Source organism: Luteimonas sp. FCS-9 (assembly GCF_001014645.1).
GTDB lineage: Bacteria > Pseudomonadota > Gammaproteobacteria > Xanthomonadales > Xanthomonadaceae > Luteimonas.
Map to the genome: position 1 here is coordinate 99,820 of NZ_LASZ01000002.1, position 25,236 is coordinate 125,055.

The window sequence follows — 25,236 nt, forward strand, 5'->3', positions numbered from 1 at the left end:
GCCTCGGGGACGTGCGTTCAGGGCGTGGTGCCATTGGACGATCCTCCAGTGACGAATGCGCGGACGTCGGCCGCGAGTTGTGCGCGGCTGCCCGCGCCGATGTAGGGCATGTGGCCGGAGGCGTAGGTGCGCATCGTCACGCGCGCCGGATCCATGCCGGACAGTGCGACCGCCTGGTCGGCCGCGCCGACAGTGGTTACCAGGTCGTAGTGGCCGGTCGCCACCAGCACGCGCAGCGCGGGATTGCGGCGCATCGCGACCGCCAGCGACCGCGCATGGTCGTCCTGCAGCGGGGGCTGGCCCTTCCAGAAGCGCGCGTTGATGCGGCGGAACTCGATCGCGTTGTACGCGCGGTCGGTCCGTACGCCCAGGGCCTCGCGCAGGTGCGCCTGCAGCGTCGCCACGTACAGGGGCACGTACTGCCCCATCGCCGGATCGTCGGCCACCGGATCGCCGCCCGATGCCGCCAGCGGCAAGGTGAACCGGCTGTCGTAGGCCCCGACCTGGCGCCCGATGTCGCGCAGCACCTCGCGGCCGAACGTCGCCGCGTCCATGCGCAGCTCGACTGCGGTCCAGCGCGCGGCGGCGATGCCGGTCAGCGCGGCCAGTTCGGCGGCGACGGCCGCCCGCGCCTCGGCAGGCAGCCGCGAGCCGGCGAACAGCGCCTGCAGGTACGGGCCTTCGGCGAACGCGCGGGCGCGGGCGACGTGCCCCTCGAGCGTGGCGTCGCGCGGCACCGCGCGGTGGTACCACGCGGTGGCTGCGTAGCTCGGCAGCCCGGTCGCCGACGCGAGTTCCGGCGTGCGGCGGCTGCCGTCCATCGACTGGCCCAGCAGCATCACGCCGTTGAGCGTGATGCCGTCCATGCGACCGCTGCCGGTCGGTCCGCCGGCCAGCAGGCGGGCCACCTCGGCCGCGCGCACCGTGCCGTAGCTCTCGCCCATCAGATAGCGCGGACTGCCTTCGCGGCGGTGAAGGCGCAGCCAGTCGCCGAGGAAGCGGGCGACCGCCTCGGCGTCCTCGCGCACGCCGAATACGCGGTCGGCATTCGTCTCGCCGAACACGCGCGAGAAACCCGTGCCGGGCGGGTCGATCAGCACGATGTCGGCCACGTCGAGCGGTGATTCGGAGTTGTCGACCACTGCGAACGGCGGTGCGGTCGGCGGCCCGGTCTCGTCGTCGCCTGCCCGTGTCCCGTAATCGGGACGCTTCGGCCCAAGGAACCCCATGTGCAGCCAGATCGACGCCGAACCGGGCCCGCCGTTGAACGCGAAGATCACCGGACGCGCCGTATCGGCACCCTCGGCGAGATAGCTGGTCGAGACGATCGACGCGATCGTCGTACCGTCCGCGTCGCGCAGCGGCCATTCCTCCACAACGCTGCGGTAGCGCAGCGCGCGGCCATTGAAGCGGCCGCGATGATGGCGCTCGACGCGCGGCAGCAGCGGAGTGTCGACGGGGACGACCACCGCGTCGGCCGGGACAGGCGACGCAGCGGCCGGGGCATCGGTGGGCGCGGCCGCCACCGTCCCGGTGCCCACGAGGACCAGCACGATCAGCGCGACCGCGCCACGCATGCCGTCGCCGCGGCGGCGCGCGCGCATCACCGACCGCCCACGAACGTGCGCAGGTCGTCGGCGAACTGCGCCAGGCTGCTCTCGATCGTGTAGGGCATGTGCCCGCCCACGTAGTAGACCGAACGCACCCTGTCGAGCGGCCAGCCCGAATGTGCGACTGCGTAGTCGGACGCGCCGGTGGTCGTCGCCGTGTCGTGGTGGCCGTGGCCCATCACCACGCGGAAATCAGGATTGGCCGCCATGACCTCGCGGATCCATTCCATGTACGGCCAGTCGCCGAACGGCGAGGTGCTGCGCCCCCAGGTCCAGGCGTCGATGCCGCCGATATCGGCCGAGCTGCGATACCCGGCGGCGTCCTCGATGCCGAACTGCACGCGCAACAGGTCTTCCAGGCCGCGCCGGAAGGCCGGCCCGGTGATCCCGGAAGGATCGGTCGCCGCGGGCGAGGCCCGCGCCGGATCCGGCGGGCCGGCGTAGCGCGTGTCGTAGACGCCCAGCACCTGACCCTGGTCCCGCAGCAGTTCGACCCGGTGCTCGTCCTTGGTCAGCTTGAGGTCCTCGCGCAGCAGCACCTGCGCATCGACGCCGGTATAGGCCTGCAGCTGACGCGCAATCCGCAGCCGTTCGGGTTCGGGCAGGAACTGGCCCTGGAACAACGCGGTCAGGTACTCGGTGCGCGCCCACAGCCGCACCTCGTCGAGCCAGTCCTCGAACGCGCGTCCGTCGCGCGCCACGCGCCCATGGTGCCAGGCGGTCGCCGCGACGGTCGGCAACGACACCACGTAGCTGACGATGTTCTGCTCGCGCTGCGCGTACTCGATGATGTTCAGCGCCTGCCCCAGCAGGAACACGCCGTCGATGCGCATCGGCGTGTCGCGGAACTGCATCTGGTGCGCGGCGGCCGCGGCGCGCAGGGTGCCGTAGCTCTCGCCCAGCAGGTACTTGGGCGAATCGAGACGCCCATGACGCTGCGACCACGCCTCGATCATCGCCACCAGCTGGCGTGCGTCGGCCTCCACCGAGTGGAAGTGCCCCGCAGGCGTGCCGTCGACGACACGGCTGAAACCGGTCCCCGCCGGGTCGAACAGCACGATGTCGGCGACATCGAGGATCGCGTACGCGTTAGGCACGGTCTGGAACATCGCCGGATCGGCGTCGAGCGCATCGGGGAACGCCACCCGCAGCGGACCGAGCGCACCGGCATGCAGGTAGAACGAGGCCGAGATCGGCCCGCCGTTGAACGCGAACAGCACCGGACGCGCGGCGTCCCCGTTGGCGGCGACGTGGCTCATCACGACGATGTCGGCGGCCCCCTCGCCGTCGCGGACGCGGAACGTCTCGATCTGCGAGGTGTAGCGCACCTGTGTCCCGCCGAAGGTGCCGACGTGTTCGAGCCGCGCGTCGGCGACGGGCGAGGCCTGCAGCGCAGCGCCCGGCCACCATGTCGACAGGATCAGCAGGCAGGTCGAGGCGAACGTCTTCATCGGGCAGCGGTCTCCGTGTTCGCGGCGGCGCGGCGCGCCGCCAGTGCGTGCTGGATCTCGGCGAAACGCCAGGCGTCGAGGTCGTAGCGGCCGACCAGCCACCAGGCCACCGCCAGCGCAGCCGCCGGCACCACGGCGAAGCCCCAGCGCAGGCCGGCGACGACCGACCCCGGGTGTTGCTCCACACCGGCCTGGTAGCCCAGCAACACCAGCGCCACGCTGGCGGCGAAACCGCCCAGCGCCATGCCCGTCTGCTGCACGAAGATCCACGCGCCGTAGATCGTGCCTTCGCGGCGGCTGCCGCTGTTGAGCTCGTCGTACTCGACGGTATCGGGCACCATCGCATTGGGCAGCAGTTCGGCCGCGGCGTTGAAGGCGCCGTGCACGAACATCAGCAGGTACAACGCCCAGACCGCCCCCTGCGGCACCAGGCCCGGGCACAGCCAGCACACGATCAGGCCGAGGTAGGCGATCCGGCAGGCCTCGCGCTTGCCGATGCGCGCACCGATGCGCGCCCAGACCGGCGTCAGGAGCACGCTGGTCAGCGCCCCGACCGGATACAGCACGCCCATCAACGCCGGCGACTGCCCGTGGACGACGGTGATGAAGTAGATCAACAGCGCGCTGAAGGCGACGCTGGCGATGTTGCCGAACAGGTAGGCCAGCGACAGGATGCCCAGCGGCCGGTTCCGCCTGAGCGTGTGCCACTGCGCGCGCAGCGACATCGTCTGCGGCTGGAACTCCACCGCCGGTGCACTGGCCGTGGTGAAGAACGCGACCAGCCCGGACACCACGATCAGCCCGCCGAACGCCAGGCCGATCCAGCGGTAGCCCTGCGCCGGCGTCGCCGCGGCTTCCAGCAGCAGCGGCGCGCCGGCGATCGCCAGCAGCACGGCGATGCGGGCGGCCATCTCCTTGTAGCCGATCAGCTTCAGCCGCTCGTCGTAGTCGCGCGTCATCTCGGGCGCCATCGCCGAGTACGGCACGTGGTACAGCGTGACGCCGGTGTTGACCACCAGGTAGACCGCGACGAACCACAGCGCGGTGACGGCAGGATCGGCATGCGAGGGCAGCGCGAACATCGCCGCAAACCCGGCGCCCCAGACCAGCGCGCCGGCGACCAGGTACGGCCGGCGACGCCCCCAGCGCGATCGCGTGCGGTCCGACACCGCGCCCATCAGCGGGTCGGTGACCACGTTCCAGATCCGCGGCAGCAGCAGGACCATGCCGGCCATCCCAGCCGAGATGCCGTGGCCCTCGGTCAGGTAGTACATCAGGTAGATGCTGATGATGGCCATGTGCGAGGCCAGCGCGAACTGGCCGAACGCCCAGCCGAACTTCGGCACCGCGCCGAGCGAGGAGGCGCCGCTCATCGCGGCTGTGTCCCGAAGGCCCGCAACCCCGCCTCGAGCCGGTCGAGGCCCTCGGCCACGTCCGCGGCCTCGCGTCCGAACCCGATCCGCAGGTGGCCCGGCCGGCCGAACAGGTTACCGGGTGCGGCCGCCAGCGCCTGCGTCGACCAGACGAACGCGCTGAAGGCCGCATCGCACCAGCCGTCGGGCAGCCGCGGGAACGCGATGCAGCCACTTGCCGGCAGCTGCGCGCGGATCAGGCCCGCGTCCTCGAGCGCCGCGAGCCGGGTCTCGACCAGCGGCCGCGAGGTCGCCAGCACGCCGCGCCAGTGGGCGTCGAACGGCTCGGGCGCTTCGAGCACGCGCGCGCCGATCGCATGGGTCAGCCGCGAGGCGCCGTTCTCCAGCCGCCGGTAGGCCTGTGCGACGCGGTCGTGCACCGCGGTCCCGGCAACGATCCAGCCGCACTTGAGCGCGTGCAGTCCGTACAGCTTGCTCAGGCTGCCGACGCTGACGAACCACGGCGAGTCGTGCGCGGCGAGCGTGTGCGGCGGCGCGGCCTCGGTGAACCCGGCATACACCTCATCGAAGAGCACCGGCACGCGACGTGCCTGCGCCACCGCCGCCAGCGCGCGGCGTGCCTCGCGGTCGAGCACGAAGCCGGTCGGGTTGTTCGGGTTGGTCAGCAGCACCAACCGGGTTTCGGGGCCGATCGCGGCATCGAGGGCGTCGGGCGTGATCGCGCCGGTCGACGGATCTCGGTCGAGATGGTCCACCTCCGCGCCCACGCTGCGCGCGAGGTCGACCAGCATCTCGAAGTACGGACGCTCGACCAGCACCCGCGCACCCGGCCCGAGCAGCGCGGCGCAGACGATCTGCACGCCCGCCGACGCGCCCGCGGTGGCGAGGATGCGGTCAGCCTCCGCGCCGTAGCGCCTGGACAGCGCGTCCAGCATCAGCGGATTGCCGCTGGGGAACGTGCTGCGGTAGTGGCCGGACGCGGAGAAGTCCAGCGAGGCGGTCAGGTGCGCCAGCAGCGCGGTGGGTTCCTCGATGGCGCTGTCGAACAACTGGTTGCTTCCGGAACGCGCGTGGCAGGCCGCCACCATATCCCGGACCCATGCGGCGTACGAAGCGACCGATGGCATGGTCATGCGCGCACTCCGCTCTCGTATGATCGGACCATTCCGTCGACGCAGCCAGGAGCCACGCCGCGATGTCCCCGTCCGCCGACGTCCGTCTCGACCAGCACGACCTGCGCATCCTCGACACCCTGCAGCGCCAGGGCGACATCACGATGATGGAACTGGCCGAGGTGGTGCATCTGTCGCACTCGCAATGCTCGCGCCGCATCAAGACGCTGCGCGCCGCGGGCCTGATCCGCGGCTACGCCGCGCTGCTCGAGCCGGTGCGGCTCGGTCTTGGATTGAAGTGCTACGTGCATGTCCGTCTGCGTCACAACGCGGATCCGGCGTCGGCCTTCCGCGAACTGGTGGAGGAGTGCCCGGAGATCCTCGACTGCGCGATGGTCACCGGGGATGGCGATTTCCTGATCAAGACCGTCACCCGCGATCTCGACCATTTCCGCGAGATCCTGGGCCGGGTGGCCGGCTGCGGCGAGGTCTCCGACATGCGCAGCTCGATCGTCGTCGAGGACCTGAAGGCCAGCACCGCGCTGCCGCTGTCGGCCTATCGCGCCGGCTGAGCCGCCGGGGACCGGCGCGCTCATCGCGCGCCTCCGATCAGCGCACGCAGGTCGGCAAACGCACGCGCGCGCCCGTCCCGATCGCCGTGCACGGCATGGCCGGCGCGGTAGCGTTCGATGGAGAAGCGCGGGCCGGGCAGCCCGGCCGCCTCGAATGCGCGCACCGGCTCCAGGTACGGGACCGACAGGTCGTAGTACCCGACCGCGACCAGCACGCGCAGCGCCGGCACGCGCGCCAGCAGCCCGGCGAGCACCGTCGTGGTGGACGCGCCAGCGTGCGCCGGCCACGTCCAGTCCCAGGCGCCGTGCGCGGCCAGCGACAGCCGGACGTAGTCCTCTTCGCTGCGATAGCCGATCTCGTGCCGCAGGTAATGCCGCCACGCGGCATCGAGGTCGTAGTCGAGCGTGTAGGGCGACGTGGACGGATCGTCGTACGGCGGTTGGCGCGTGCGGGTCAGCGCCAGTGGTGCATGCAGCCGGGTGTCGGCGGTGCCGATGCGGTCGCCGCGCGCGGCCAGCAGGCCGGTCTGGAACGCCAGCGGTGCCACGCAGCCGTCCGCGGCGGCGACCTCGGACCGGGGCAGACCGATGTCCGCAGCGATGCGCGCGTGGTCGTCGGCGGCGAACACATCGCGCGCGTGCAGGAAGGCCTCCACGTCGGCAGCGATGTCGGCGGGCGCGCGCCCGGCCTGCGCACCGATCCCGTGGAATGCCGCGGTCTGGACGTAGACCGCGAGCTGGCCGTGGCAGCGCGTGCGTGCGCGCCGCGCCTGCGCGTCAGGATCGGCCGCATCGCCGCGCGGCCCGCCGGTCGACGGCGACACCAGCAGCAACCCGCGCAGGTCCAGCCCCGGCATCGCGTCGAGCAGCGCCTGCGCCGCCAACGGCACGCGGATGCCGGCGTAGCTCTGTCCGACCAGCACCACCGGTGCGTCCTCGCGGCCGTGCCGCCGCAGCCAAGCGGCGACGAAGCGGGCGGCCGAGTCGGCATCCTGCGCGACGCCCCAGTGCTGAGCGCCGGCGCCCTCGCGCAGCACGCGGCTGTAGCCGGTGCCGACCGGATCGACGAACACCAGGTCGGCGATGTCGATCGGGCTGTCGGGATTGTCGCGGCTGCCGCGTGCGCCGGCGTCGGCGGGCGCCGCGCCGGGCGTGCGTGGCGCGAACGTCGCGTGCAGGCCGACCGCGGCGCTGCCCGGCCCGCCGTTCCAGAAGAACACCACCGGCCGCAATGCGTCGCCAGGCGTTCCGGCGAGATAGCCGGTCGAGAACACGGTCGCGTCGATCCCGCCGTCGGCACCCGGCAGCGGCAGCGCCTCGGCGACGACGGCGACCTCGCGCGGCGCCGCGCGCGTGCTGCCTGGCCACGTCCACTGCGTCCAGGCGGCCGCGGCCCTCCCGGCATCGGCACGCGCACCGGCCGGCACGCACGCGGCCGCCAGTGCCAGCCACGCGATCGCGCGCCAGGCAGCTGTGAAGCGACGCGCCGGCCTGCCGACGCTCAACGACCGCTCCCCGGGGCGCGGTAACGATCGCGGAGCCGGCTCTGGTAGCTGTCGAGCGACACCTCGTCGCCATCGATGAACACATGGCGCACGTCGCTCGTCGGTTCAAGCGGACTGCCCGTCGCGACGACGACGTTCGCGCGCCGGCCCACCGCCAGGCTGCCGAGCGCGTCGTCGACGCCCCAGATGCGCGCGGGCGCAAGGGTCAGCGCTTCGAGCGCGACGTCCGCATCGAGCCCGTAGCCGGTGGCCAAGCCGGCCAGGTACGGCAGGTTGCGCATCTGCGCCATGCGCGGATAGCCGAAGCGCCGGATCTGCGCCACGCCCCCGGACGAGAACGCGAAGCGGATGCCGCGTGCGGCCAATTGCGCCGGCACGCGGTAATGGGCGTCGTAGCGCTGCGTATCGCGCGGGAGCAACTGGATCGGGCCCAGGATCACCGGCACGTCCGCCGCGGCGATCGCATCGAACTGGTCCTGCGCGTCAATGACATCCGACAGGATGAGGTCCAGGTCGAACTCACGCGCCAGCGCCAGTGCCAGCCGCACGTCCTGCGACGAGGTCGCCGAGATCACCACCGGCTGCTCGCGGCGCAACGCCGGCGCCAGCGCATCGAGCCGCGGATCAGATTTGGTGCGCGCGGACGCATCGGCGAGCCGTGCGCGGGCATCGGCCAGCAGTTGCCGCAGCTGCGCGGCCACGCCCATGCGCGTCTCCGGCGCGCCGTCGCCGCCGACGCGCTCGCCGACGTTGAGATACAGCGCCAGCGGCGAGCGCACGACATGGCCACCGGGCCCGGCGGCCAGCTGCACCAGCGCGCCCTGTCCCGTCGCCGGCAGGCTGTCGCCGGGCGCGACGACGGCATGGGTGATGCCATTGGCGCGCACGACTTCCAGATGCGCGGAATCGGGATTGAACGCGTCGGCGACGCGCCCCTGCGGGAACATCGGCGCAGACGCTTCGAGGACGTCGTGCGCGGCGAACTCCATGTCGCGCTCGGCCAGGCCGAGGCTGGTCTCCGAATCGATCAGGCCCGGATAGACGGTCATGCCGTGCGCGTCGATCGTCCGCGCCCCCGCGGGCACGGCGACCGCATCGACCGGGCCGAGCGCGGCGATGCGGCCGTCGTCGTCGATCACCAGCGTGCCCACGTCGATCGGCACCGAGGCGACCGGCAGGAGTCGCGCGCCGACGATCGCGGTCGGTGCCGCGGCGACGGCGCCCGCCACCGTCGCGGCGGCCGCGAGCACCAGCCACGACAGCGCCGTGCCCGGGCGGCTCATCGCGGCACCTCCGCATCGGCGGTCGCCCGGTCGAAGTAGCGCCGTCCGTCGATGTAGACCTGCTGCACCCGCGCCGCGGCGCTGAACGGGTCGGCATCCCACAGCACCAGGTCCGCATCCTTGCCGGCCTCGATCGAGCCGATCCGGTCCTCGAGCCCGAGCACCCACGCGGCATCGCGCGTGATCATGCGCAGTGCCTGCTCGCGGGTCGCGCCGTAGCGCACGACCTTCGCCGCCTCCTGGTGCATGCGCCGGGTGATGTCGACCGAATCGCTGTGCAGCGCCACGTGCACGCCCTGCTCCAGCAGCATCGGGCCGTTCCACGGGATCGCGTCCCAGGCTTCGGCCTTGACTCCGAACCAGTCGCTCCACACCACCGCCGCGATGCCGGCCTGCGCCAGTTGCGGGCCGATCTTGTAGGCCTCGGTCGCATGGTGGAAGGCGCGGATCGTGAAACCGGCCTCGCGCGCGATCGCGATCAGCGTCTCCATCTCGCCGGCGCGGTAGGCGTGGATGTGCGCATACGCACGACCGGCGATCAGCTCACGCAGGATGCGGTCCGATTCCTTGCCCGCCGCGTCGCCGTCCTTGCCCGCCGCCGCGGTGCGCGCACCGGACGCACGCACCGCGGCGAAGCGCTCGCGCAGGGCCGCAGCCGAGCCCATGCGCGAGGCGGGCGAGCGCCCCTTCGCGCCGTAGGTGCGGATCGGGTTCTCGCCGATCGCGAACTTGACCGCCATCGGCGCGTCGGCCACGACCATGCGCTCCAGCGGTTCGCCGATGCGGTTCTTGACCACCACGCCCTGCCCGCCGATCAGGTTGGCCGAGCCGGGCAGGATCAGCTGCGTGGTCGTACCGCCGGCGATCGCGAGCGTGAACTCGCGGTCGCGCGGATCGATGACATCGACGATCCGCACTTCGGGCGTGAACGGCGCGCTCGTTTCGTTGTTGTGGCCGCCGGTCGCCAGATGCGAATGCGGATCGACGATGCCCGGCGTCAGGTGCAGGCCGCGGCCGTCCACCTCCGGCGTGCCGGCCGGCACCGCGAGATCGGGCCCGACCGCCGCGATGCGGCCGTCGCGCACCCAGACATCCGCGCCATTGAGCGTGCCGGCATCGGACGCGGTCATGACGGTCGCGTCGCGGACCACCAGGTCCTGCGCCCCGACCGGCGCGATGCCGGCGGCCAGGCACAGGACCGCCACCGCCCATCCTGCGCGCATCACCGCACCCGCTCCGCCGCGTCGACGAACGGCCGCACGCCAAGCGCCTCGTAGATCGCCGCCGGCTGGTACACGTGCCCGGCACGCGACACCAGGCGCACCTTGCGGATCGCGTCGATGTCCTGCAGCGGATCGCCCGGCACCAGGAAGAAGTCCGCAGCCTGCCCCGGCGCCAGCGTGCCGTAGTTGTCGGCCAGCCCCAGGTAGGTCGCCGCGCCGACGGTGCCGGCACGCAGCGCGTCGGCATTGCCCAGCGCGCGGGCGTACAGCTCGATCTCGCGATGCACGGTGAAGCCGGTGCCGTCGTCGGTGCCCGGCAGCAGCGGCACGCCGTTGTCGTGCAGCAGCTTCATCGCCTCGAGCATCTTCTCGACCCCGACGTGGTAGTCGCGGTCGAGTTCGGGCGTGAGGTCCGGCACGTAGGTGCGATAGCGGAACCGGCGATAGCTGACCGGCATGTGGTCCAGGAAGTGCTCGCCGCCCGGCGAGATGCCGCCGGCGCGGCTGAGCATCAACCGTTCCAGGATCACCGCCGTGGTGTCGAGCGCGGTGCCACGTTCGCGCATCAGCGCCAGCGAACGCGCCACCCGCGGCGAGGCCTGCAGGTCGAGACCGGCCAGGCGGGCCATCGCGGTCAGGCGCAGCGGCGTGCGCGTGTCCTCGCCCTCTTCCAGCACCCAGCCCAAAGCGAGCTGGTTGAAATGGGCGATCTCGTCGTACCCGGCCTCGATCATCGCATCGGGCGTCGTGAACGCCGGCACGTGACCGGTCACGCCCAGCCCCAGCCGGTGCGCTTCGGCGGCAATGGCCGGCACCCAGTCGGGAGGCATGGAGTTGTAGAGCTTGATCTGCCAGAAGCCGTCGCGCGCGTAGTCGCGCACCGCCTGCAACGCCTCCTCGAGCGTGTCGGCGACGACGCCGTTGCGCGCCGAGTAGGGACTGCGGCCTTCGAGGAAGCCGTTGCGCACGATCCGCGGTCCGGCCAGTTCGCCGGCCTCGATACGCCGCATCAGGTCCGCCAGCCGCTGGTTGTCGTTGCCCATGTCGCGGATCGTCGTGACGCCCGCGGCCAGGTACCACCAGCCGGTCTCGATCGAGGTGTGTGCGTGCATGTCGTGCAGGCCCGGCAGCAGCACGCCGCCACCGCCGTCGTATACAGCGAGCGCTGCGTCGAGCGGCGCGTCGACCGCGACCACGCGGTCGATGCGGCCATCGCGCACCACGACCGTGGACGGCGCGGACATCGCCGCGGCGACCGGATCGAACACGCGTACGTCGCGCACCGCGAAACCTTCGGCGTGGACGCCGGCCAGGCGATGCTGCAGGTCCACGTTGCGCGCGGTCTCGGCCTCGGCCACCGCGGCGGCCAGAGCCTGGGCGGCGGCTTCCTCGCCTTCGCGGATCGCGGTGCCGGCACTGCCGAGCAACGCGAAGACCTCGCCGTCGCGGTCGAGCGCAAGGTATTCGGGGGCCAGGTCGAGCCCGACGATGCGCACCAGCGACAGTCCGCCGCCGATGTCCGGCAGCGCGGTCACCGTCTCGCGCCGCAGCCGGCCGCCGGGCACCACGTCGATGCGCTGGTCGGGCTGCGCGCGTAGCAGGCGTTCGTAGACGATCAGCGCCCAGGGACTGGCGTCGTTGACGACGTACAGCGGCGCGGCCGGCGCCGGGGTCTCGCCGCTGTCGGCCTGGCTGCGCCAGCGCGCGACGCCGTCAGCAAAGCCGTACTGCTCCTCCACCGGCCCGCCCATCAGCGAGGTCCCTTCGATCCGCCAGACCAGCGGGACGCCGTTCTCCGACAGGGTCAGCGTCTCGCGGTGCTTCGGACCGCGGCCGTTGTTGTCGACGTGGAAGTCGATCCGCAGCGTGTCGCCGTCGGCCTCGCCGCGCAGATGGCCGACCGTCTCGCCGTTGGCGACCATCGTGTAGCGCGCGGGGTCGACTGCGGCGGCGTGCGCGGTCGCGGACGCGGCGAACAGCGTCAACATCAGGCCGAGGCCGGCCAGCCGGCCGGCGGTGGCGAACAGGCGCATCGATGTCTCCAGGACGGTCGGGGCGGCCCGGGCGGCGGTGCGCCTACCCGGGCGTGAGGCACGAAGGCGCACGGATCAGAAGCGGTAGTTCACGCCGGCGAAGTAGTAGCGGCCGATCACGTCCGACAGGTCGTTGTAGGCGCCCGCGCCGACCGCGATGTTGACCGGCGGCTCGCGGTCGAACACGTTGTTGACGATGAACCGCAGCGACAGCCGGTCGGTCAGCGCGTATTGCACCGACGCATCGTGCTTGATCGTGCTCGGCACGCCGAGGATGTCGCGGGTCTCGATCGTGTAGCTGTGGTCGTAGACCACCGCGTCGTACCACTGCGTGTTCCAGTTGACCGTCACCGGGCCGTTCTCCCAGCGCGCGTTGAAGCGCGCCTGGTACTCGGGCGTCGGCCCGAGCAGCGAACTCGACAGCAGGCCGGTGCCGACGGCGTCGTACTCGTCGAAGCCCAGGCCGGACACCGACACCAGCAGCTTGCGCATCTTCATCACGTTCAGCCCCAGGTCCAGGCTGCCGAAACGATCGCCGATCGGCAGCCGGTAGTTGGCCGCGAAGCTGGTCGCGCCGAAGTCGACGTAGCCGGCGTTGGTGTAGCCGACCTGCATCGAGCCCTGCACGATCTGGCCGTCCGGACCGCGCTCGAAGTTCCCGCAGTACGGGTTGGGCATCGGCTGGTCGTAGCAGGCCTGCATCGTCGAGGCCGCGTCGAAGTAGGAGATCGCGTCCTTGATCTTCATCTCGACGTGGTCGACCACCAGCGACAGGCCCGGCATCTGGCGCGGCGCGTAGACGATGCCGGCGGTCCACGATTCGGCCAGCTCGTTCTTCAGCGCGGCGTTGCCGCCGGTGTACATCTCGGTCGGCACGTTGGTGATCAGCGAATTCAGCGGCGCGTTCGGATCGACGCCCAGCGCGGCAAGCTCGGCGCGGCAGTTGGACCCGCGCAGCGAAGCGTTCGCCCCTGTGTCGATGTAACGCGCATCGCAGGGGTCGACGCCGGTGCCGGTCATCATCGAACGCGGCAGGAACAGTTCGTACAGGCTCGGCGCGCGGAAGGTCTTGTTCCAGGTGCCGCGCAGGGTCAGGTCCTCGAACAGCGTCAGGCGCATGCCCGCCGATACCGCCTCGTTGTCGCCGGCCAGCGAGTTGTCGACCGTGCGGTAGGCGCCGTCGAACTCCAGCCCGGTGACCGGGCCCAGCGCGACGCCGTTGCCCAGCACCGGCACCAGCAGTTCGGCGTAGAGCTCATTGGTGTCGTACTCGCCGCGCATCGCGGCGACCGGTGCGCTGCGGCCCAGGCCCAGTGCCGAGGTTTCGAAGGGCCGGTAGTCGGAGAACTCCTTGCGATACTCCCAGCCGGTGACGAAGTTCAATGAGCCGGCCGGCAGCTCGGCCAGCTCGCCGCCGAAGTTGACCTGGTAATTGTTCTGCCGGGTCTCGTACTGCGCGCCGAACACGCCGGTGACGTAGTCGCGCGCCGCCTGGCTGGACTGGCCGATACCGAACAGGTTCAGCGGCGCGCACGCGCTGCCCGGGTCGGTCAGCGCCACGCGGCACACGATGTTGCCGCTGCCATCGCGCACCGCGTCGATCGCCTGGAGCCAGTTCTGCTGCAGGATCCCGTAGCTGCTGAAGCCACCTTCGTTGCGACCGAAGTTGGCCGAGGCATTCCAGTGGAAGTAGCGCCCCGCCGCCTCGAAGTTGCCGTCCAGGGCCAGCACGCCGCGCTGGGTCCGGCTGCGGCTGCTGACGCCCGAGGCGGGCAGGATGTCGGTGTGGAAGCGCGACAGCCAGAAGCTGCCAACGCCGTTCGCGGTCAGCAGGTCGCGTGCCTGGTCGCTCAGAAACGGATTGTCGGTGCCGAAGCGCAGCGCGCCGTTGGGCTGGGTGGTCAGCAGCGCCGAGTTGTACGCCCCCTGGTTGATCGGCTCGTAGGCGCTCATCTCCGCGCCCATCACCTCGGCGCTCAGGCGCACGCGATCGGTCAGGTCGAAGTGCCCCAGCGCGGTCAGCACGTGGCGCTCGACCGGCGTGCGCACCGACGTGAACTCGGAGATCTTCAGTCCGTCGCCACCGAACGCATAGGCCGGTTGCACGTAGTCGCCGACGTCGTAGGGCACCAGACTGCCGGTATGGTCGAAGCGGACCGGGCCGCCGCCGACGTTGAGCCGGAACTGCGCCAGCGGGGCCGGCGCGGTGTAGAGCGTGCCGCCCAGCGGATGCTCGGACATGCGGTGATCCTCGCGACCGACCGAGGCCGGAATGCCGTCGCTGTCGGAGGTGTTCGCCGGATTGGGCGCGAACGTGAAGCCGCGCGAGGTCCAGCGCCGATCGGCGGCGACCAGTGCACCCGACTTGGACCAGTCGAGGTTGACGACGACGCTGCCGCGGCCGTCGGCGAAGCCGGTGCCGCCGGTCAGGCTGAAGGCGTGACGCTCGTAGTCGCCGCGGTCCGACAGGCCGGTCTGGGCGTCGAGCTCGGCGCCCTCGAACTTGCTCTTGAGGATGATGTTGACCACGCCGGCGACCGCGTCCGAGCCATAGACCGCCGAGCCGGTGGCCTGCACCACCTCGATCCGGTCGATCAGGCTGGCCGGGATGTTATTGAGATCGACCTGGTTGCCGCCCTGCCCGCCACCGGCGGCGTTCGAGCCGACGAAGCGACGCCCGTTGACCAGCGTCAGCGTCCGCTCCGAGCCGAGGTTGAACAGGTTGACGAACTGCTTGCCGGTCTGCCCGCCCTCCTGGTCGCCGGCATCGCTGAGCGAGCCGATCACCTCGGGCAACTGGTTCACCGCCTCGGCGGCATTGGTGAAACCGCGTTCGACGAACACCTCGCCCGAGATCACGCCGATCGGCTGCGCGGTGTCGGTGTTGTTGCTCTGACGCTGGATGCGCGAGCCGGTGACCTGTACCGAATCGAGCGTATGGGGCGCGGCGGCGGTGGTGGGCGCCTGCGCCAGGGCCGGGACCCAAGGCACGGTGCCGAGTGCAAGAGCGGCGCAGATCGAGCGGGACAGCCGGTCGGCGGTGCGGCACGGGACGGGCGTGGCGGACGCAGGCATTGGGGCGAACTCCTTGCTGGATACGGCAAGCGGGCTACCCATGCATGGTATTGAGCGGATCGAAGCAATTGGTTGCAAAAAACGATCACCTTGGCCCTTCAGATGCCGGTTTTTTTGCATCCCCCTGTCATGCGGATGAATTTTTCACGAACGCCCGCATCCAGCACGGTTGCAGACTTGGCCCGGCGGCACACGATCCGAAGCACAGGGCCCGGCGCGGATGCGCCAAGCGCGGCGTTTTTCCGCCGGCGTAACGTGGTTGGTGGACGCGGCAGCGCCGCTCGCGCCCGTCGCCGGCCGGCTACGCGGGTGGCATGCCCTGTTGGCGCGACGGCCGCAGGACCACCAGCACGAACCGCAGCCAGATCGCGAGCCACACGCCCATTCGCTGCGCGATGCTGCGTCGTGGGGCCTCGAACCGGCGGAAGTAGCGCCACAGGCCGCGGTGCTTGTGCCATTCGACGAACAGGGGTCGCGCGCGGCTGGACACGCCGCGCACGTGCAGCACCGCGACGTCGTTGGCGATCGCGACCACGGCTCCCGCCTCGCGGGCGCGGCGGCACAGATCGAGATCCTCGGCGTGGAGTCGATAGCCGGTATCGAAACCGCCGATCCGTGCGAACAGCGTGCGCGACAGCAGCATCAGCGCGCCGGACACCGCATCCACGCGCTGCAGTGGTTGCGCGTCGTCGCGCGGCAGCGCCAGGTCGCGGGCGGTGGCGCTGCGCAGCATCGCGGCGAAATCGGGATCCCGGCGCCGCGCCGCGGGGTCGCGCACGCCGTCCTCGCCGACGAGTTCGGTGCCGAGCAGGCAGTCGCCACCAAGCGCATCGGCGTGCGCGCGCAGACGCACCAGCGTGTCGGGCTCGACCAGGCAATCCGGATTGACGAACGCGATCCACGGCGCGTCGGCGTCGCGGGCGCCCTGGTTGCAGGCGACCGCGAAACCGGGATTGTCGGGGTTGCCGATGAAGCGCACGCGCGGATCGAGCGAGGCGTGCCGCTGCACGATCGCCAGCGTCTCGTCGACCGAGCCGTTGTCGACGACGCGGATCTGCGCGACGCCGTCGGCCGCGCGCAGGCGCCGCAGGCAATCGTCGATCGTGCTCGCGCTCTGGTACGTGACGACGACCGCAACGACGTCGGCCGCGCGGCGGGGCGTGGAGATCGTGCTCATCGCGTCGCCGGCCCGGGCCCAGCGGCGGGTTCGTGCGCGGACACCGGGTCTGCCGCCGCGTCGCGACCGGCGTCGCCCGCCCCACCCGCGACGCCGATGGAGGACGATGACGCGCCATCGTCCGCAGCCGCGTCCTGCGGGGGAAACAGCCCCGCCTGGGTCGGGGCCTCCCCGAGCGCCGCGCAGCGCTGCTGCAGCCGCGCGCGGCAGGCATGCAGCGGGTCGTCCATCAGGTACGTGGCCAACCGCGCGTGCCACGCCGGCCAGCGGGCCGCGAGCACGTCCAGGTCGCCTTCGGCCGGGCCGCCCTCGCCGCCACGCGCGACGAACGCGGTCTCGCACAGGGCGTTGCGCCAGCCCAGGCCGGCCATGCGCAGCGACAGGTCGATCAGCGCGGCATACCACGAGCCGTAGCTCGCGGCATCGAGCCCGCCGGCCTTGCGCCGGGCGTTGCCGCGCAGCAGCACCGCGTGGTCGATCGCGGCCGGCAGTTCGGGATGCAGCGGCGGCAATTGCTGGCAGGCGCGCGCGAGCCGCGCCGGATCGTCGGGCACCGGCGCGATCTCGCCGATGCGGGGCCACGACGCCGCCTCGCCGGCATTGCACCAGGGCGTCGCGGTGGCGATCGAGGCATCGCGCGCGAAACACGCGGCCAGTTCGACCAGCCAGCCGGGCAGCGGCACCGCATCGGGGGCGAGCACGACAACGTCGGCATCGCCGCAGGCGCGCAGCACGTCGTCCAGGTGCGCGACCTCGCCGATGCCGCGCTGGCGGCAGGTGTAGTCGGCCTGCAACGGCGTGCGCGCCAGCCAGCGCTGCACGATCTGCGCGCCGCGCGGGCCGATGCGCGCGTCGTCGGCCAGCCAGACGCGCGCGCCCGCGGGCGTGCCGGCGTCGAGCGCGGCCAGACAGGCGTCGAGCGCATCGTCGTCGTGCCCGACCGGCAGCAGCACGACCGGCAACTCCGTCATGCGCGCGCGTCCCCGGTCATGGTCAGTCGCGCGGACGCAGCGGCTGCAGCGCGCGAAAGCGGCGGCCGTACTCGTCGGTCAGCTGGCGCGCTTCCTGGGGATTGCGCACGATCGTCGGCGTCAGCAGGACGATGACTTCGCTGCGTTCGTTGCTCGTCGCCTGCGACCCGAACAGGCTGCCGATCACCGGGATCCGGCTCAAGCCGGGAATGCCCGAGGACGACCTCGACACCTCGTCGCGGATCAGGCCAGCCAGCATGACCGTGTCGCCGGCCTGCACCGCGGCCTCGGTCTTCAGCCGTCGGGTATCGATGCGCACGTTGCCCAGCTCGTCGGCGGTGTTCTGCGGCTGGGGCGAGCTGACCTCCTGCACGATGTCCAGGAACACCATGCCGTCGCGGGTCACGCGCGGACGAACCTTCAGGATCGTGCCGGTCTCCAGGTACTGCACGTTGGTGTAGGCACTGTCGCCGAGGATCGGATTGATGCTGCTCGACGAGATCGGGATGCTCGCACCGACGTTGAACTCGGCCATCGCGTTGTTGCGCACGAACACCGACGGCGACTGCAGGATGTTGACGTCGGTGACCTCGTCCAGCGCGCGGATCACCGCCGCCGCATCGTTCTTGACCAGCGACCAGGCGAGGCCCGGTCCCGACACGCCGCCGATGCTGGCGCCGAGCGTGCTCCAGCGGCTGGGGCCGCTGACGCCGGGATCTCCGCCCGGCGGTCCGAACACCGGCAGGTTGTTGTCGGTCATCCCCTTCTCGATGAACCAGTTGACGCCGTATTCGAGCTCGCCGCGCAGCAGCACCTCCACCACCTGCGCCTCGATGTGCACCTGCGCGGGCATCACGTCGAGCCGCTCGACGACGTCGCGGATCGAGCGCCACGCGGCCGGGGTTGTGCGCACCAGCAGCGTGTTGGTCTCGTCGACCGCCGACACGCCGACGCGGTCGCCGCCGACCTCCAGCGTCACGCTGCTGGGCCCGTCCTGGCGCTCGTCGAGCTGCATCTGGCCGATGTCGCCGCCGCTGCCGCCGCCACCGCGCATGCCGCCGCGGCCGCCGCCCATGCCCGAGCTGCTGCCCAGGCCGCCCGTCGTCGAATCGAATCCGCCGCGGCCGCCCGACGTGCCGCCGTCGAGACCGCCGCTGCGCAGCGTGTTGCCGCTCAGTCCCGGCATCAGCGAGGCGCCGTCCTGGCCGCTGCTGCTGCCACCGCTGCCGCCGAACACCTCCGACAGCCGCTGCGCGAGCTCGCGTGCCTTGATGAACTTCAGTTCGTGCGAGAACAGCCGCGGTTCCTGGCCGGCGTTGTCGATGCGCTCGAGCCACTGCTGGATCTCGCCCAGGTAGTCGGCCTGCGGCGTGATGACCAGCACCGCGTTCGCGCCCTCGAGCGGCATGAAGCGGAACATGCCCGAGACCGGCGATTCGCTGTCCTGGCCGAACACCTTTTCCAGGTCCGCGACCACTTGCGTGGCCTTGCCCGACTGCAGCGGGAACACGCCGACCGACATGCCCGACAGCCAGTCGACGTCGAAGATCTCGATCGTGCGCAGGTAGTTGTCGAGCTCGGACCGGCTGCCCGAGATCGTGATGACGTTGCGCGCGTTGTCGGCGCCGACGATCGCGTTGGGCCGCGCGTACGGTTCGAGCACCTTCTCCATCTCGGTCGCCGAGATGTAGCGCAGCGGCACGGTGCGCACCTCGAAGCCGCGCGCCGCACCGGTCCCGCCGGTGCGCGGCGCGACCGTGCCGGTGGCGAGCGCGGTGTCGGCGGGCACGATGTTGTAGCGGCCGTCGCTGTAGATCATCCGGGCGTTGTTCCAGCCCAGCACCATCTCCAGCAGGCTCAGCGCCTGCGCCGCGCTCACCGGCTTGGGCGTGGCCAGCGTGACCGTGCCCTGCACTTCCGGCGCGATGACGTAGTTCTGGCCGAGCATGTCGCCGAGGATCGCCTTGGCGACCGCGTGGACCGACTCGCCCTCGAAATTGAACGAGGCCTGCCCGGTCGTGCCGCCGCCGAGCGTCGGCGGCGGCGCGGCCGCGGCGCCCTGGTTGATGACCGTGCCGCTGCCGCGACGGATCTGCGGCCGCGGCCGGTCGTCGTCGTCGACCAGCGGCTGCACGCGCGGCCCGTCGGCGACGCCGGTGGCATCGGCCTCCACCCCCTGGCGCAGGTCGGCATCGCGACGCAGGGTCGGCGGCGGCGCGCTGGCGCAACCGGCGAGCAGTGCGATGCAGGTGCCGATCGCGATCGTCCTGAACGGAAGGGCTGGCGTCATCGAAAGAGGCTTCATCGACTGGAGTCTACGGATCCTGGGCGGGGTTGGACGGCGACGGCTGCCGTTGCTGCTGCTGTTGTTCCTGGCGCAGGCGCGCACGCCGTTCCTCGATGCGGCGGCGGATCGCCTCGACCTGCGCCTCCGCCGCGCCGGCGGCGCCTTCGACAGCGGCGCCGCCGGCGGCGGCCTCGCCACTTCCCGACGGCCCACGGTTGCGCGCCTGGGCGCGTCCTGCGTCGCCGGACTGCGGCGTGTCCTGCGGCGGTGGCGGTGCTGGAACGGGCATGCGCCGTGCGTGCAACGGCACCGGCACGCCACGGTCCTGCGCGACCGGCGGCGCCATCGGGGTCGGCGGCTGGCCCCCGGTACCGTCGAACACGCGCAGTTCCAGCGTACGCGGGCCTTCGGGGCCGTTGAACACCACGCTGCGCGCCTCGACGCTACCCAGCACCCAGCCGGGCGTGGCCTGCGGCGCCTCGCCGACGCGCAGGCGGATCGACTCGCCGCCGCCGCTGGGCTGCAGAATCGCCATCGCGAAGTCGGGCGTGCGCAGCACGCTGGTCAGCACGAAGTCGAAGCCGGGTGCGCCCTCCCCGCCCTCGTCCTGCGGATCGATGAAGAACGGATGGGGCCGGCGGTCGGCCGAGAACAGCGGCCGCGACGCGATCTCCCCGTACTGCGACAGCGGCGGCTGCGCCGGTACGGCCGGCAGCGCCTGGCCGGCCGCGGCCGGATCGCTGCCGTCGTCCTCGCGCTGGCCGATCCGCCCGCCGAGCCCGGCCAGCGTCAGCAGCAGGAACGCCAGCGCCCACGCGGCGACCGCGCCGAGCAGCCAGGTCCGCGGGTTGAAGCGGTCAACCCGCATCGGCGGAACCCTCCGTGGCCGGGGCGCCCCGGGCGGGCGCGGCGCCCTGGGCCGCCGGACCGGGCAGCACGTAGCCCGACAGGTCGAAGCTCACGTCGACGCCGCCGCTGGCGGTGCCGGCGGCGAGCGTGTGCCGCTGGCTGAGGATGTTGAGGTTGTCGACGAACAGCCGCGGCGTGCCGGCCTCGAGCGAATGCAGCACCGCGGCGAGTTCGGGCATGCCGCAGCGCAGCCGCACCTGGACGGTGGCGCGCGGGTAACGCTCGTTGCGGCCGCCAGCCAGCGGCGAGCGGTTGCTGATCGCGCAGCTGCGGTTGCCGGGACTGGCCTCGAGCACCGCGTTCTCGAGCCGCTGCACCAGCGCCGCGGTCGCCAGCTCGACGCTCGACTGCGGCATGAAGCCGGGGGCGGCCGCCATCGCCTCGCGCGCGCGTTCGAGCTCGGCGCGCACGCGCGGCGCCTGTTCCAGTTCGCGGCGCACGCGCAGTTCGCGCTCCTGCAGCGTGTCGATGCGCGCACCCAGCTCGCGCATCGGCTGCGTCCACCACGGATGCAGCAGCACCAGGTAGCCGAGCAGCAGCGCGCCGAGCAGCAGCGCCAGCGCCAGCCAGCGGTCGCGCGCCGGCACCGGGCTATCGGGCATCGTCGGCACGGGCGGCCTCCTGCGGTGCCGGCGCGGCGGCTGCGGGCGGCGGCGCGAGTTCGGCGGTCAGCGTGAAACGGTCGGAGCGCGTGCGCGGATCGTTCTGCAGCGCACCGGCCAGCGCCGGCGAGCGCCACAGCGGCGAGCCCTGCAGGTGACCGACCAGCGCCGAGGCCTCGGTGCTCAGGCCGATCAGCAGGATCCGGTCGCCCTCGATCGCGGCCTTCTCCAGCGACGTGCTGTCGGGCAGGCGCCGGCTCAGTTCGTCGAGCACGGCGACCGTCGTCGGCCGCGCCGCGCGCTGCGCCTGCAGGAATGCCATGCCCTCGCGCAGGTCGACCAGTTGCTGGCGCTGCGCCGATGCCGCGCGCGCGCGTCGCCGCGGCGTCGACGGTCGCCTGCAGTGCGTCGGCCGCCTCGCGGCGGTTCTCGCGCATCTGCCACAGGCCGCCCGTCGCCAGCAGCACCGCGATCGCCGCCAGCAGCCACTGCAGGCGCCGCTGCGGGTCCTCGCGGCGCCGGCGTCTATCGGCGTCGATCAGGTCGACCCCGAGCGGTCCGTCGTCGTCGGCCAGGTCGATGCCGGCGAGCGTGGGCGCCAGCGCCCCGAGCGCAGCCAGCTGCGCGTCGATCGTGGTCCGCGGCACCACGACGAGTTCGACGTCGAGCTGTCCCTCGCCGCGGCGCCCCAGCAACCGGTGGCCGTGGCGCACGTCGCCGACGGCGAACGGTGTCTGCCGGTCGATCTCGAAGCCGAGCACGTCGTGCAGGCGGTCGGCCGCGGCCTCGGGCAACTGCATGCGCCGGCGCAGGCCGGTGCGGGCCGGCAGCAGCAGCCAGCGCGGCGTCTCGGCCAGCCGGTCGCCCAGCAGCGGCGCCAGCGGGTCGCCGGCCGGCGCGGCCAGTTCGGACAACGGCAGCTGCGCGAGTTCCCGGACCCGTCCCGCCTCGTGCAGGGCCAGGCGCAGGACCTCGCCCTGCGGCTGCAGCAGCAGCCGGCGGCCGGACAGACCGAACGCCTCGCGCACGCGCGCCGGCAACCAGGCCGCGAGCGCCGTGCGCCACCAGGCGAGCGCGGCGCGGGCCCGGGCCCATGTGCGTCCATCGGGGCGCCAGCCACGGCGCGCCGGCGCCGACGCGGCCGGTGGTGCGGGTGTTGCGGGTGTTGCGGACATCATCGCGGTGAAGCTCCCTCCTCCCAACGCAGCACGCTGTAAGCCGTGCCCGGTACGGCGCCTGCGCCGGTCCTGACCACTGCCCGCAACCTTGCGCTCCGCTCCCCCTCGAGCCGCGCACGGCTGTCGATACTATACGTGCCGCTGCCGCCGCCCAGCACCGCGTCGGCGAGCAGCGCGCCGGTGGCCGCACGCGCGGCCAGGATCGGGTCGGCGTCCACGCCCATCGCCTGCAGCACGACGGCATCGGCGAACTGCGGATCGGGCGCGGGCAGGCGGCCGTGGACGGTCAGATGCGGCGCCGCGGCCTCGAACAGCGCCGGCGTCATTCCCAGGACCTGCTGGACCTCGGCGACGGTCTCGAACGGCGCGTTCTTGGCGCCGTACGGACGTCCCTGCGCCGCGTAGTCGCCGCTTTCGGCGCCGCCGACGGCCTGCACCAGATCGTCCTCGTCGCGCCAGTCGACGAGCGCGCCGGCCACGCGGGCCGCCACGTCGGGTTCGGCGCCGACGGTGTGCAGCAGCGCTGTCAGCAACCCCGCCTCGGCGGCGTTGAGATCGACCTTGCCGGTCTCGTCGACGATGCGGATCTCGACCTCGATGTCGTGGAACCGCCAGGCGTAGGGCCGCCCGTCGGGCTGCCACTGCAGCGCCGGCTCCGGCGCCACCAGGCGCGTCAGCGCGTACTCCAGCCCGGCGCGCGCGGCCGCATCGCCGACCGTGCCGCGCGCGAGCACGCGCCCCTGCTGGTTCTCGATGCGGGCGGTCAGCGCGAACGCGCCGACCAGCGCCGACAGCAGCACGATCAGCCACAGCACCAGCAGCAGCGCCGCGCCGCGCATGCCGGTCACGGCATCGACTCCGGTGCCGCCTGCCCGGTGCCCTGCGGCAGGGTCACGACGAGCAGCGGCCAGGCGCCGTCGCGCTCGGTCTCGATCGCGACCTCGACCTGCAGCGGCAACGTTGCCGGCCCCCAGCGTTCGCCCCAGTCGCCGAGCGCGCCGGCGGCATCGAAGCCGCGGTAACGCAGGCGCAGCGCGGTGAGGTCGTCGATCAACGGCTCGGGCGGGCGCGGCCGGGCGTCCTCGATCGTGCGGCCGCCCAGCACCATCGCGAACGCCGCGGTCAGGCGTTGCGGCGCACCGTCGTCGTCGACCGCGAGCGTGTGCAGGTGCGGGCCGCCCTGGCCCAGGTAGTCCGGCAGGTCGGCGACGAAGCGCAGCCGCTGCGGCTCGCCGACGAAGCGCACCGGCTCGCCGGTCGTATCGTCGACCTCGAAGCCGATCTGCAGCGCCGAGGCGATGCGCCGGCGCAGGAAGCCCTCGACCGCGCGCATGCGCTCGCTGCGCTGGGCCAGGGACTCGCCGCGCTCGACCGTCGCGGTCGCCGCGCGCAGCGTGGTCAGCGCGAGCGCGAGGCCGGCGGCGAGCAGCGTGGTCGCCACCAGCACCTCGATCAGCGTGAAGCCGCGGGCGCTGCGGTTCATGGCGTCGCCGGGCCGGCCGCGTCGGGCGCACGCAGACGCAGCGTGCGCAGCAGCAGCCGCTCGCGCGGGCCGGCCTCGCCCCAGTCCATCGCGAGCGTCAGCTCGAACAGCTGCGGCCCGCCCGGGGACGCCGCCGCCACCGGCGGCAGGTCGGGATCGACGAACGGCGCGATGTCGAGCGTCCAGCGGTAGCGCCCGTCCTCGAACGTGCCGGTGCTCTGGCCGGGCGCGACCGGGATCGAAAGGCCGACGCCGTCGAGCAGCGAGCGCGCATGCAGCGCCGCGCGCCCGGCATCGGCTGCCCAGCGCACCTGCCGGGTGCCGTTGGACAGCGTGCCCAGCAGCAGCATCAGGCCCAGCCCGAGCACGGCGAAGGCCACGATCACCTCGATCAGCGTGTAGCCCGACTGGCCGCGTCCTGCGCCCGGGCGTCTCATTGCGCGCTCCTGCCCAGCCGGACCTCGCCGGTGAGCCACGCGACGTCGACCTGCCAGGCCGCGCCGCGCAGCGCCACCCGGATCCGGCCGCCGGTGGCCGCGCCGTCGGCGAAGAACACGATCGCGCCCTCGCTGGCGGATGCCTGCAGTTCGCGCGCGCCGGTGAACTCGACGTCGAGCCGCTCGGGGATCTCGCCGCGCCGGCCGTTGGGCGCCTGCCAGGTACGCGCCTGCGGATCGAGCACGAAGCGCTGCGGCTGTCCGGTCGCGATCGCCTGGGTGCGCGTGTAGCGCAATTGCGCGGCCAGTTCCTTGGCCGTCGACTGCAGCGCGATGCGGTCGAAGCCGCCGCCCATCGCCGCGGCCGCGAGCACGCCGGTCACCGCGATCAGGCCCACGACCAGCAGCCCCTCGAGCAGCGAGAAGCCGCGCTGGCGTCCCGGCACCGCGCGCCGGCGGCCGGCGGTCCCGCGGGCCGGAAGCGGGCGCGACGCCGATGGCCGCGGCCGCCGCAGGCTCATTCGTAGCGGATGTCCGCGTCGACGCTGTCGCCGCCGGCCTTGCGGTCGGCGCCGAGACTGATGATGTCGAAGGGCTGGCCGTCGCCCGGCACCCTGAACTCGTAGGGCGTGTTCCAGGGATCGCGCAACTCGCCCTCTTTCGCGTATGGCCCCAGCCAGCCGCCGGCGTCACCGGGCTGCACGACCAGATCGTTCAGGGCGCTAGGCAGGCGGCCGGTGTCCATCTCGAACTGGTGGACCTTCTCGGCCAGGGTCTGGACCTGCGCCTTGGCCAGGTTGACGCGGGCGCGGTCGCCGCCACCGAGGATGCGGCTCGCGGCGAAGGCGACGATGCCGCCGATCAGCACCACCACGAGGATGATCTCGATCAGGCTGAAGCCGCCCTGTGCCGCCCTGCGGCCCCCGCGATGCGATCGGACGGTGTTGTGCATTGG

21 protein-coding genes and 1 pseudogene are annotated in these 25,236 nt (G+C 72.4%); 2 read left to right on the forward strand and 20 right to left on the reverse strand.

Features of this window, described 5'->3' with window-relative positions; genetic code table 11:
• Positions 1-17: 17 nt before the first annotated feature.
• From WQ56_RS02115 to WQ56_RS02130, 4 genes are read right to left on the reverse strand one after another with little or no spacing between them, the layout of a single operon-like run.
• The gene (locus WQ56_RS02115) at positions 18-1,604 is read right to left on the reverse strand and encodes a hypothetical protein (RefSeq protein ID WP_052772773.1); all 1,587 of its coding nucleotides are present in this window, start codon (positions 1,602-1,604) and stop codon (positions 18-20) included.
• Complete coding sequence (locus WQ56_RS02120) at positions 1,604-3,061, reverse strand: hypothetical protein (RefSeq protein WP_052772774.1); 1,458 nt, start codon at positions 3,059-3,061, stop codon at positions 1,604-1,606. The genes WQ56_RS02115 and WQ56_RS02120 overlap by 1 nt, the downstream gene beginning before the upstream one ends.
• Positions 3,058-4,434 (reverse strand): glycoside-pentoside-hexuronide (GPH):cation symporter, encoded by a 1,377-nt coding sequence (locus tag WQ56_RS02125; protein WP_047135426.1) that lies wholly within the window; start codon positions 4,432-4,434, stop codon positions 3,058-3,060. Before WQ56_RS02125 ends, WQ56_RS02120 begins: the two co-directional genes overlap by 4 nt.
• Positions 4,431-5,483: a pyridoxal phosphate-dependent aminotransferase gene (locus WQ56_RS02130; RefSeq protein WP_197076406.1), complete on the reverse strand. Its 1,053-nt coding sequence runs from the start codon at positions 5,481-5,483 to the stop codon at positions 4,431-4,433. The genes WQ56_RS02125 and WQ56_RS02130 overlap by 4 nt, the downstream gene beginning before the upstream one ends.
• Positions 5,484-5,629: 146 nt before the next feature.
• On the opposite strand from WQ56_RS02130, the gene WQ56_RS02135 reads away from it, so the two are divergent.
• Positions 5,630-6,118, forward strand: coding sequence for an Lrp/AsnC family transcriptional regulator (locus WQ56_RS02135; RefSeq protein WP_047135428.1), 489 nt, complete (start codon positions 5,630-5,632; stop codon positions 6,116-6,118).
• 20 nt (positions 6,119-6,138) lie between these two features.
• Here WQ56_RS02135 and WQ56_RS02140 read toward each other — a convergent pair whose 3' ends face one another.
• The 11 genes and pseudogenes from WQ56_RS02140 to WQ56_RS19200 all read right to left on the reverse strand — a co-directional run bounded on the left by WQ56_RS02140 (position 6,139) and on the right by WQ56_RS19200 (position 21,505).
• Positions 6,139-7,623, reverse strand: coding sequence for a hypothetical protein (locus WQ56_RS02140; RefSeq protein WP_047135429.1), 1,485 nt, complete (start codon positions 7,621-7,623; stop codon positions 6,139-6,141).
• Complete coding sequence (locus tag WQ56_RS02145; protein WP_047135430.1) at positions 7,620-8,906, reverse strand: amidohydrolase family protein; 1,287 nt, start codon at positions 8,904-8,906, stop codon at positions 7,620-7,622. The genes WQ56_RS02140 and WQ56_RS02145 overlap by 4 nt, the downstream gene beginning before the upstream one ends.
• Positions 8,903-10,129, reverse strand: coding sequence for an amidohydrolase family protein (locus tag WQ56_RS02150; RefSeq protein WP_047135431.1), 1,227 nt, complete (start codon positions 10,127-10,129; stop codon positions 8,903-8,905). Before WQ56_RS02150 ends, WQ56_RS02145 begins: the two co-directional genes overlap by 4 nt.
• Positions 10,129-12,162, reverse strand: coding sequence for an amidohydrolase family protein (locus WQ56_RS02155; protein ID WP_052772776.1), 2,034 nt, complete (start codon positions 12,160-12,162; stop codon positions 10,129-10,131). The genes WQ56_RS02150 and WQ56_RS02155 overlap by 1 nt, the downstream gene beginning before the upstream one ends.
• 75 nt (positions 12,163-12,237) lie before the next feature.
• Positions 12,238-15,237, reverse strand: coding sequence for a TonB-dependent receptor (locus WQ56_RS02160; protein WP_047135432.1), 3,000 nt, complete (start codon positions 15,235-15,237; stop codon positions 12,238-12,240).
• A gap of 301 nt (positions 15,238-15,538) precedes the next feature.
• Complete coding sequence (locus WQ56_RS02165) at positions 15,539-16,414, reverse strand: glycosyltransferase family 2 protein (RefSeq protein WP_047135433.1); 876 nt, start codon at positions 16,412-16,414, stop codon at positions 15,539-15,541.
• Positions 16,415-16,602: 188 nt separating this feature from the next.
• Positions 16,603-17,385: pseudogene (locus tag WQ56_RS02170) on the reverse strand (glycosyltransferase); the annotation flags it as partial.
• Between the two features lie 22 nt (positions 17,386-17,407).
• Complete coding sequence (gene gspD / locus WQ56_RS02175; RefSeq protein ID WP_047135434.1) at positions 17,408-19,675, reverse strand: type II secretion system secretin GspD; 2,268 nt, start codon at positions 19,673-19,675, stop codon at positions 17,408-17,410.
• Between the two features lie 25 nt (positions 19,676-19,700).
• Complete coding sequence (locus tag WQ56_RS02180) at positions 19,701-20,540, reverse strand: hypothetical protein (protein ID WP_047135435.1); 840 nt, start codon at positions 20,538-20,540, stop codon at positions 19,701-19,703.
• Complete coding sequence (gene gspM, locus WQ56_RS02185; protein ID WP_047135436.1) at positions 20,530-21,183, reverse strand: type II secretion system protein GspM; 654 nt, start codon at positions 21,181-21,183, stop codon at positions 20,530-20,532. Before gspM ends, WQ56_RS02180 begins: the two co-directional genes overlap by 11 nt.
• Positions 21,173-21,505 (reverse strand): PilN domain-containing protein, encoded by a 333-nt coding sequence (locus WQ56_RS19200; RefSeq protein WP_231583323.1) that lies wholly within the window; start codon positions 21,503-21,505, stop codon positions 21,173-21,175. Before WQ56_RS19200 ends, gspM begins: the two co-directional genes overlap by 11 nt.
• Here WQ56_RS19200 and WQ56_RS19205 point away from each other — a divergent pair.
• Complete coding sequence (locus WQ56_RS19205; protein ID WP_231583324.1) at positions 21,504-22,400, forward strand: hypothetical protein; 897 nt, start codon at positions 21,504-21,506, stop codon at positions 22,398-22,400. The two genes, WQ56_RS19200 and WQ56_RS19205, sit on opposite strands and share 2 nt — an antisense overlap.
• On the opposite strand, the gene WQ56_RS02195 is transcribed toward WQ56_RS19205, so the two are convergent.
• The 5 genes from WQ56_RS02195 to gspG are packed head-to-tail and all read right to left on the reverse strand — an operon-like array spanning position 22,358 to position 25,233.
• Positions 22,358-23,209, reverse strand: coding sequence for a type II secretion system protein GspK (locus WQ56_RS02195; protein ID WP_047135437.1), 852 nt, complete (start codon positions 23,207-23,209; stop codon positions 22,358-22,360). The two genes, WQ56_RS19205 and WQ56_RS02195, sit on opposite strands and share 43 nt — an antisense overlap.
• Positions 23,206-23,844 carry a prepilin-type N-terminal cleavage/methylation domain-containing protein gene (locus WQ56_RS02200; RefSeq protein WP_047135438.1) on the reverse strand — a complete coding sequence of 213 codons (639 nt, stop codon included), beginning with the start codon at positions 23,842-23,844 and terminating at the stop codon, positions 23,206-23,208. Before WQ56_RS02200 ends, WQ56_RS02195 begins: the two co-directional genes overlap by 4 nt.
• Positions 23,841-24,281 (reverse strand): prepilin-type N-terminal cleavage/methylation domain-containing protein, encoded by a 441-nt coding sequence (locus WQ56_RS02205; protein WP_047135439.1) that lies wholly within the window; start codon positions 24,279-24,281, stop codon positions 23,841-23,843. Before WQ56_RS02205 ends, WQ56_RS02200 begins: the two co-directional genes overlap by 4 nt.
• The gene (locus tag WQ56_RS02210) at positions 24,278-24,802 is read right to left on the reverse strand and encodes a GspH/FimT family pseudopilin (RefSeq protein WP_047135440.1); all 525 of its coding nucleotides are present in this window, start codon (positions 24,800-24,802) and stop codon (positions 24,278-24,280) included. The genes WQ56_RS02205 and WQ56_RS02210 overlap by 4 nt, the downstream gene beginning before the upstream one ends.
• Positions 24,799-25,233: a type II secretion system major pseudopilin GspG gene (gene gspG / locus WQ56_RS02215; RefSeq protein WP_047135441.1), complete on the reverse strand. Its 435-nt coding sequence runs from the start codon at positions 25,231-25,233 to the stop codon at positions 24,799-24,801. Before gspG ends, WQ56_RS02210 begins: the two co-directional genes overlap by 4 nt.
• Positions 25,234-25,236 lie beyond the last annotated feature (3 nt).

Coding starts and splice junctions, on each gene's coding strand:
- WQ56_RS02125 (WP_047135426.1), bottom strand. CDS start 4,434: ATGAGCGGCGCCTCCTCGCTCGGCGCGGTGCCGAAGTTCGGCTGGGCG.
- WQ56_RS02210 (WP_047135440.1), bottom strand. CDS start 24,802: ATGAGCCTGCGGCGGCCGCGGCCATCGGCGTCGCGCCCGCTTCCGGCC.
- WQ56_RS02165 (WP_047135433.1), bottom strand. CDS start 16,414: ATGAGCACGATCTCCACGCCCCGCCGCGCGGCCGACGTCGTTGCGGTC.
- WQ56_RS02115 (WP_052772773.1), bottom strand. CDS start 1,604: ATGCGCGCGCGCCGCCGCGGCGACGGCATGCGTGGCGCGGTCGCGCTG.
- WQ56_RS02180 (WP_047135435.1), bottom strand. CDS start 20,540: ATGCGGGTTGACCGCTTCAACCCGCGGACCTGGCTGCTCGGCGCGGTC.
- WQ56_RS19200 (WP_231583323.1), bottom strand. CDS start 21,505: ATGGCATTCCTGCAGGCGCAGCGCGCGGCGCGGCCGACGACGGTCGCC.
- WQ56_RS02155 (WP_052772776.1), bottom strand. CDS start 12,162: ATGCGCCTGTTCGCCACCGCCGGCCGGCTGGCCGGCCTCGGCCTGATG.
- gspD (WP_047135434.1), bottom strand. CDS start 19,675: ATGACGCCAGCCCTTCCGTTCAGGACGATCGCGATCGGCACCTGCATC.
- WQ56_RS02205 (WP_047135439.1), bottom strand. CDS start 24,281: ATGAGACGCCCGGGCGCAGGACGCGGCCAGTCGGGCTACACGCTGATC.
- WQ56_RS02200 (WP_047135438.1), bottom strand. CDS start 23,844: ATGAACCGCAGCGCCCGCGGCTTCACGCTGATCGAGGTGCTGGTGGCG.
- WQ56_RS02120 (WP_052772774.1), bottom strand. CDS start 3,061: ATGAAGACGTTCGCCTCGACCTGCCTGCTGATCCTGTCGACATGGTGG.
- gspM (WP_047135436.1), bottom strand. CDS start 21,183: ATGCCCGATAGCCCGGTGCCGGCGCGCGACCGCTGGCTGGCGCTGGCG.
- WQ56_RS19205 (WP_231583324.1), top strand. CDS start 21,504: ATGCCCTCGCGCAGGTCGACCAGTTGCTGGCGCTGCGCCGATGCCGCG.
- WQ56_RS02150 (WP_047135431.1), bottom strand. CDS start 10,129: ATGCGCGCAGGATGGGCGGTGGCGGTCCTGTGCCTGGCCGCCGGCATC.
- WQ56_RS02160 (WP_047135432.1), bottom strand. CDS start 15,237: ATGCCTGCGTCCGCCACGCCCGTCCCGTGCCGCACCGCCGACCGGCTG.
- WQ56_RS02135 (WP_047135428.1), top strand. CDS start 5,630: ATGTCCCCGTCCGCCGACGTCCGTCTCGACCAGCACGACCTGCGCATC.
- WQ56_RS02145 (WP_047135430.1), bottom strand. CDS start 8,906: ATGAGCCGCCCGGGCACGGCGCTGTCGTGGCTGGTGCTCGCGGCCGCC.
- gspG (WP_047135441.1), bottom strand. CDS start 25,233: ATGCACAACACCGTCCGATCGCATCGCGGGGGCCGCAGGGCGGCACAG.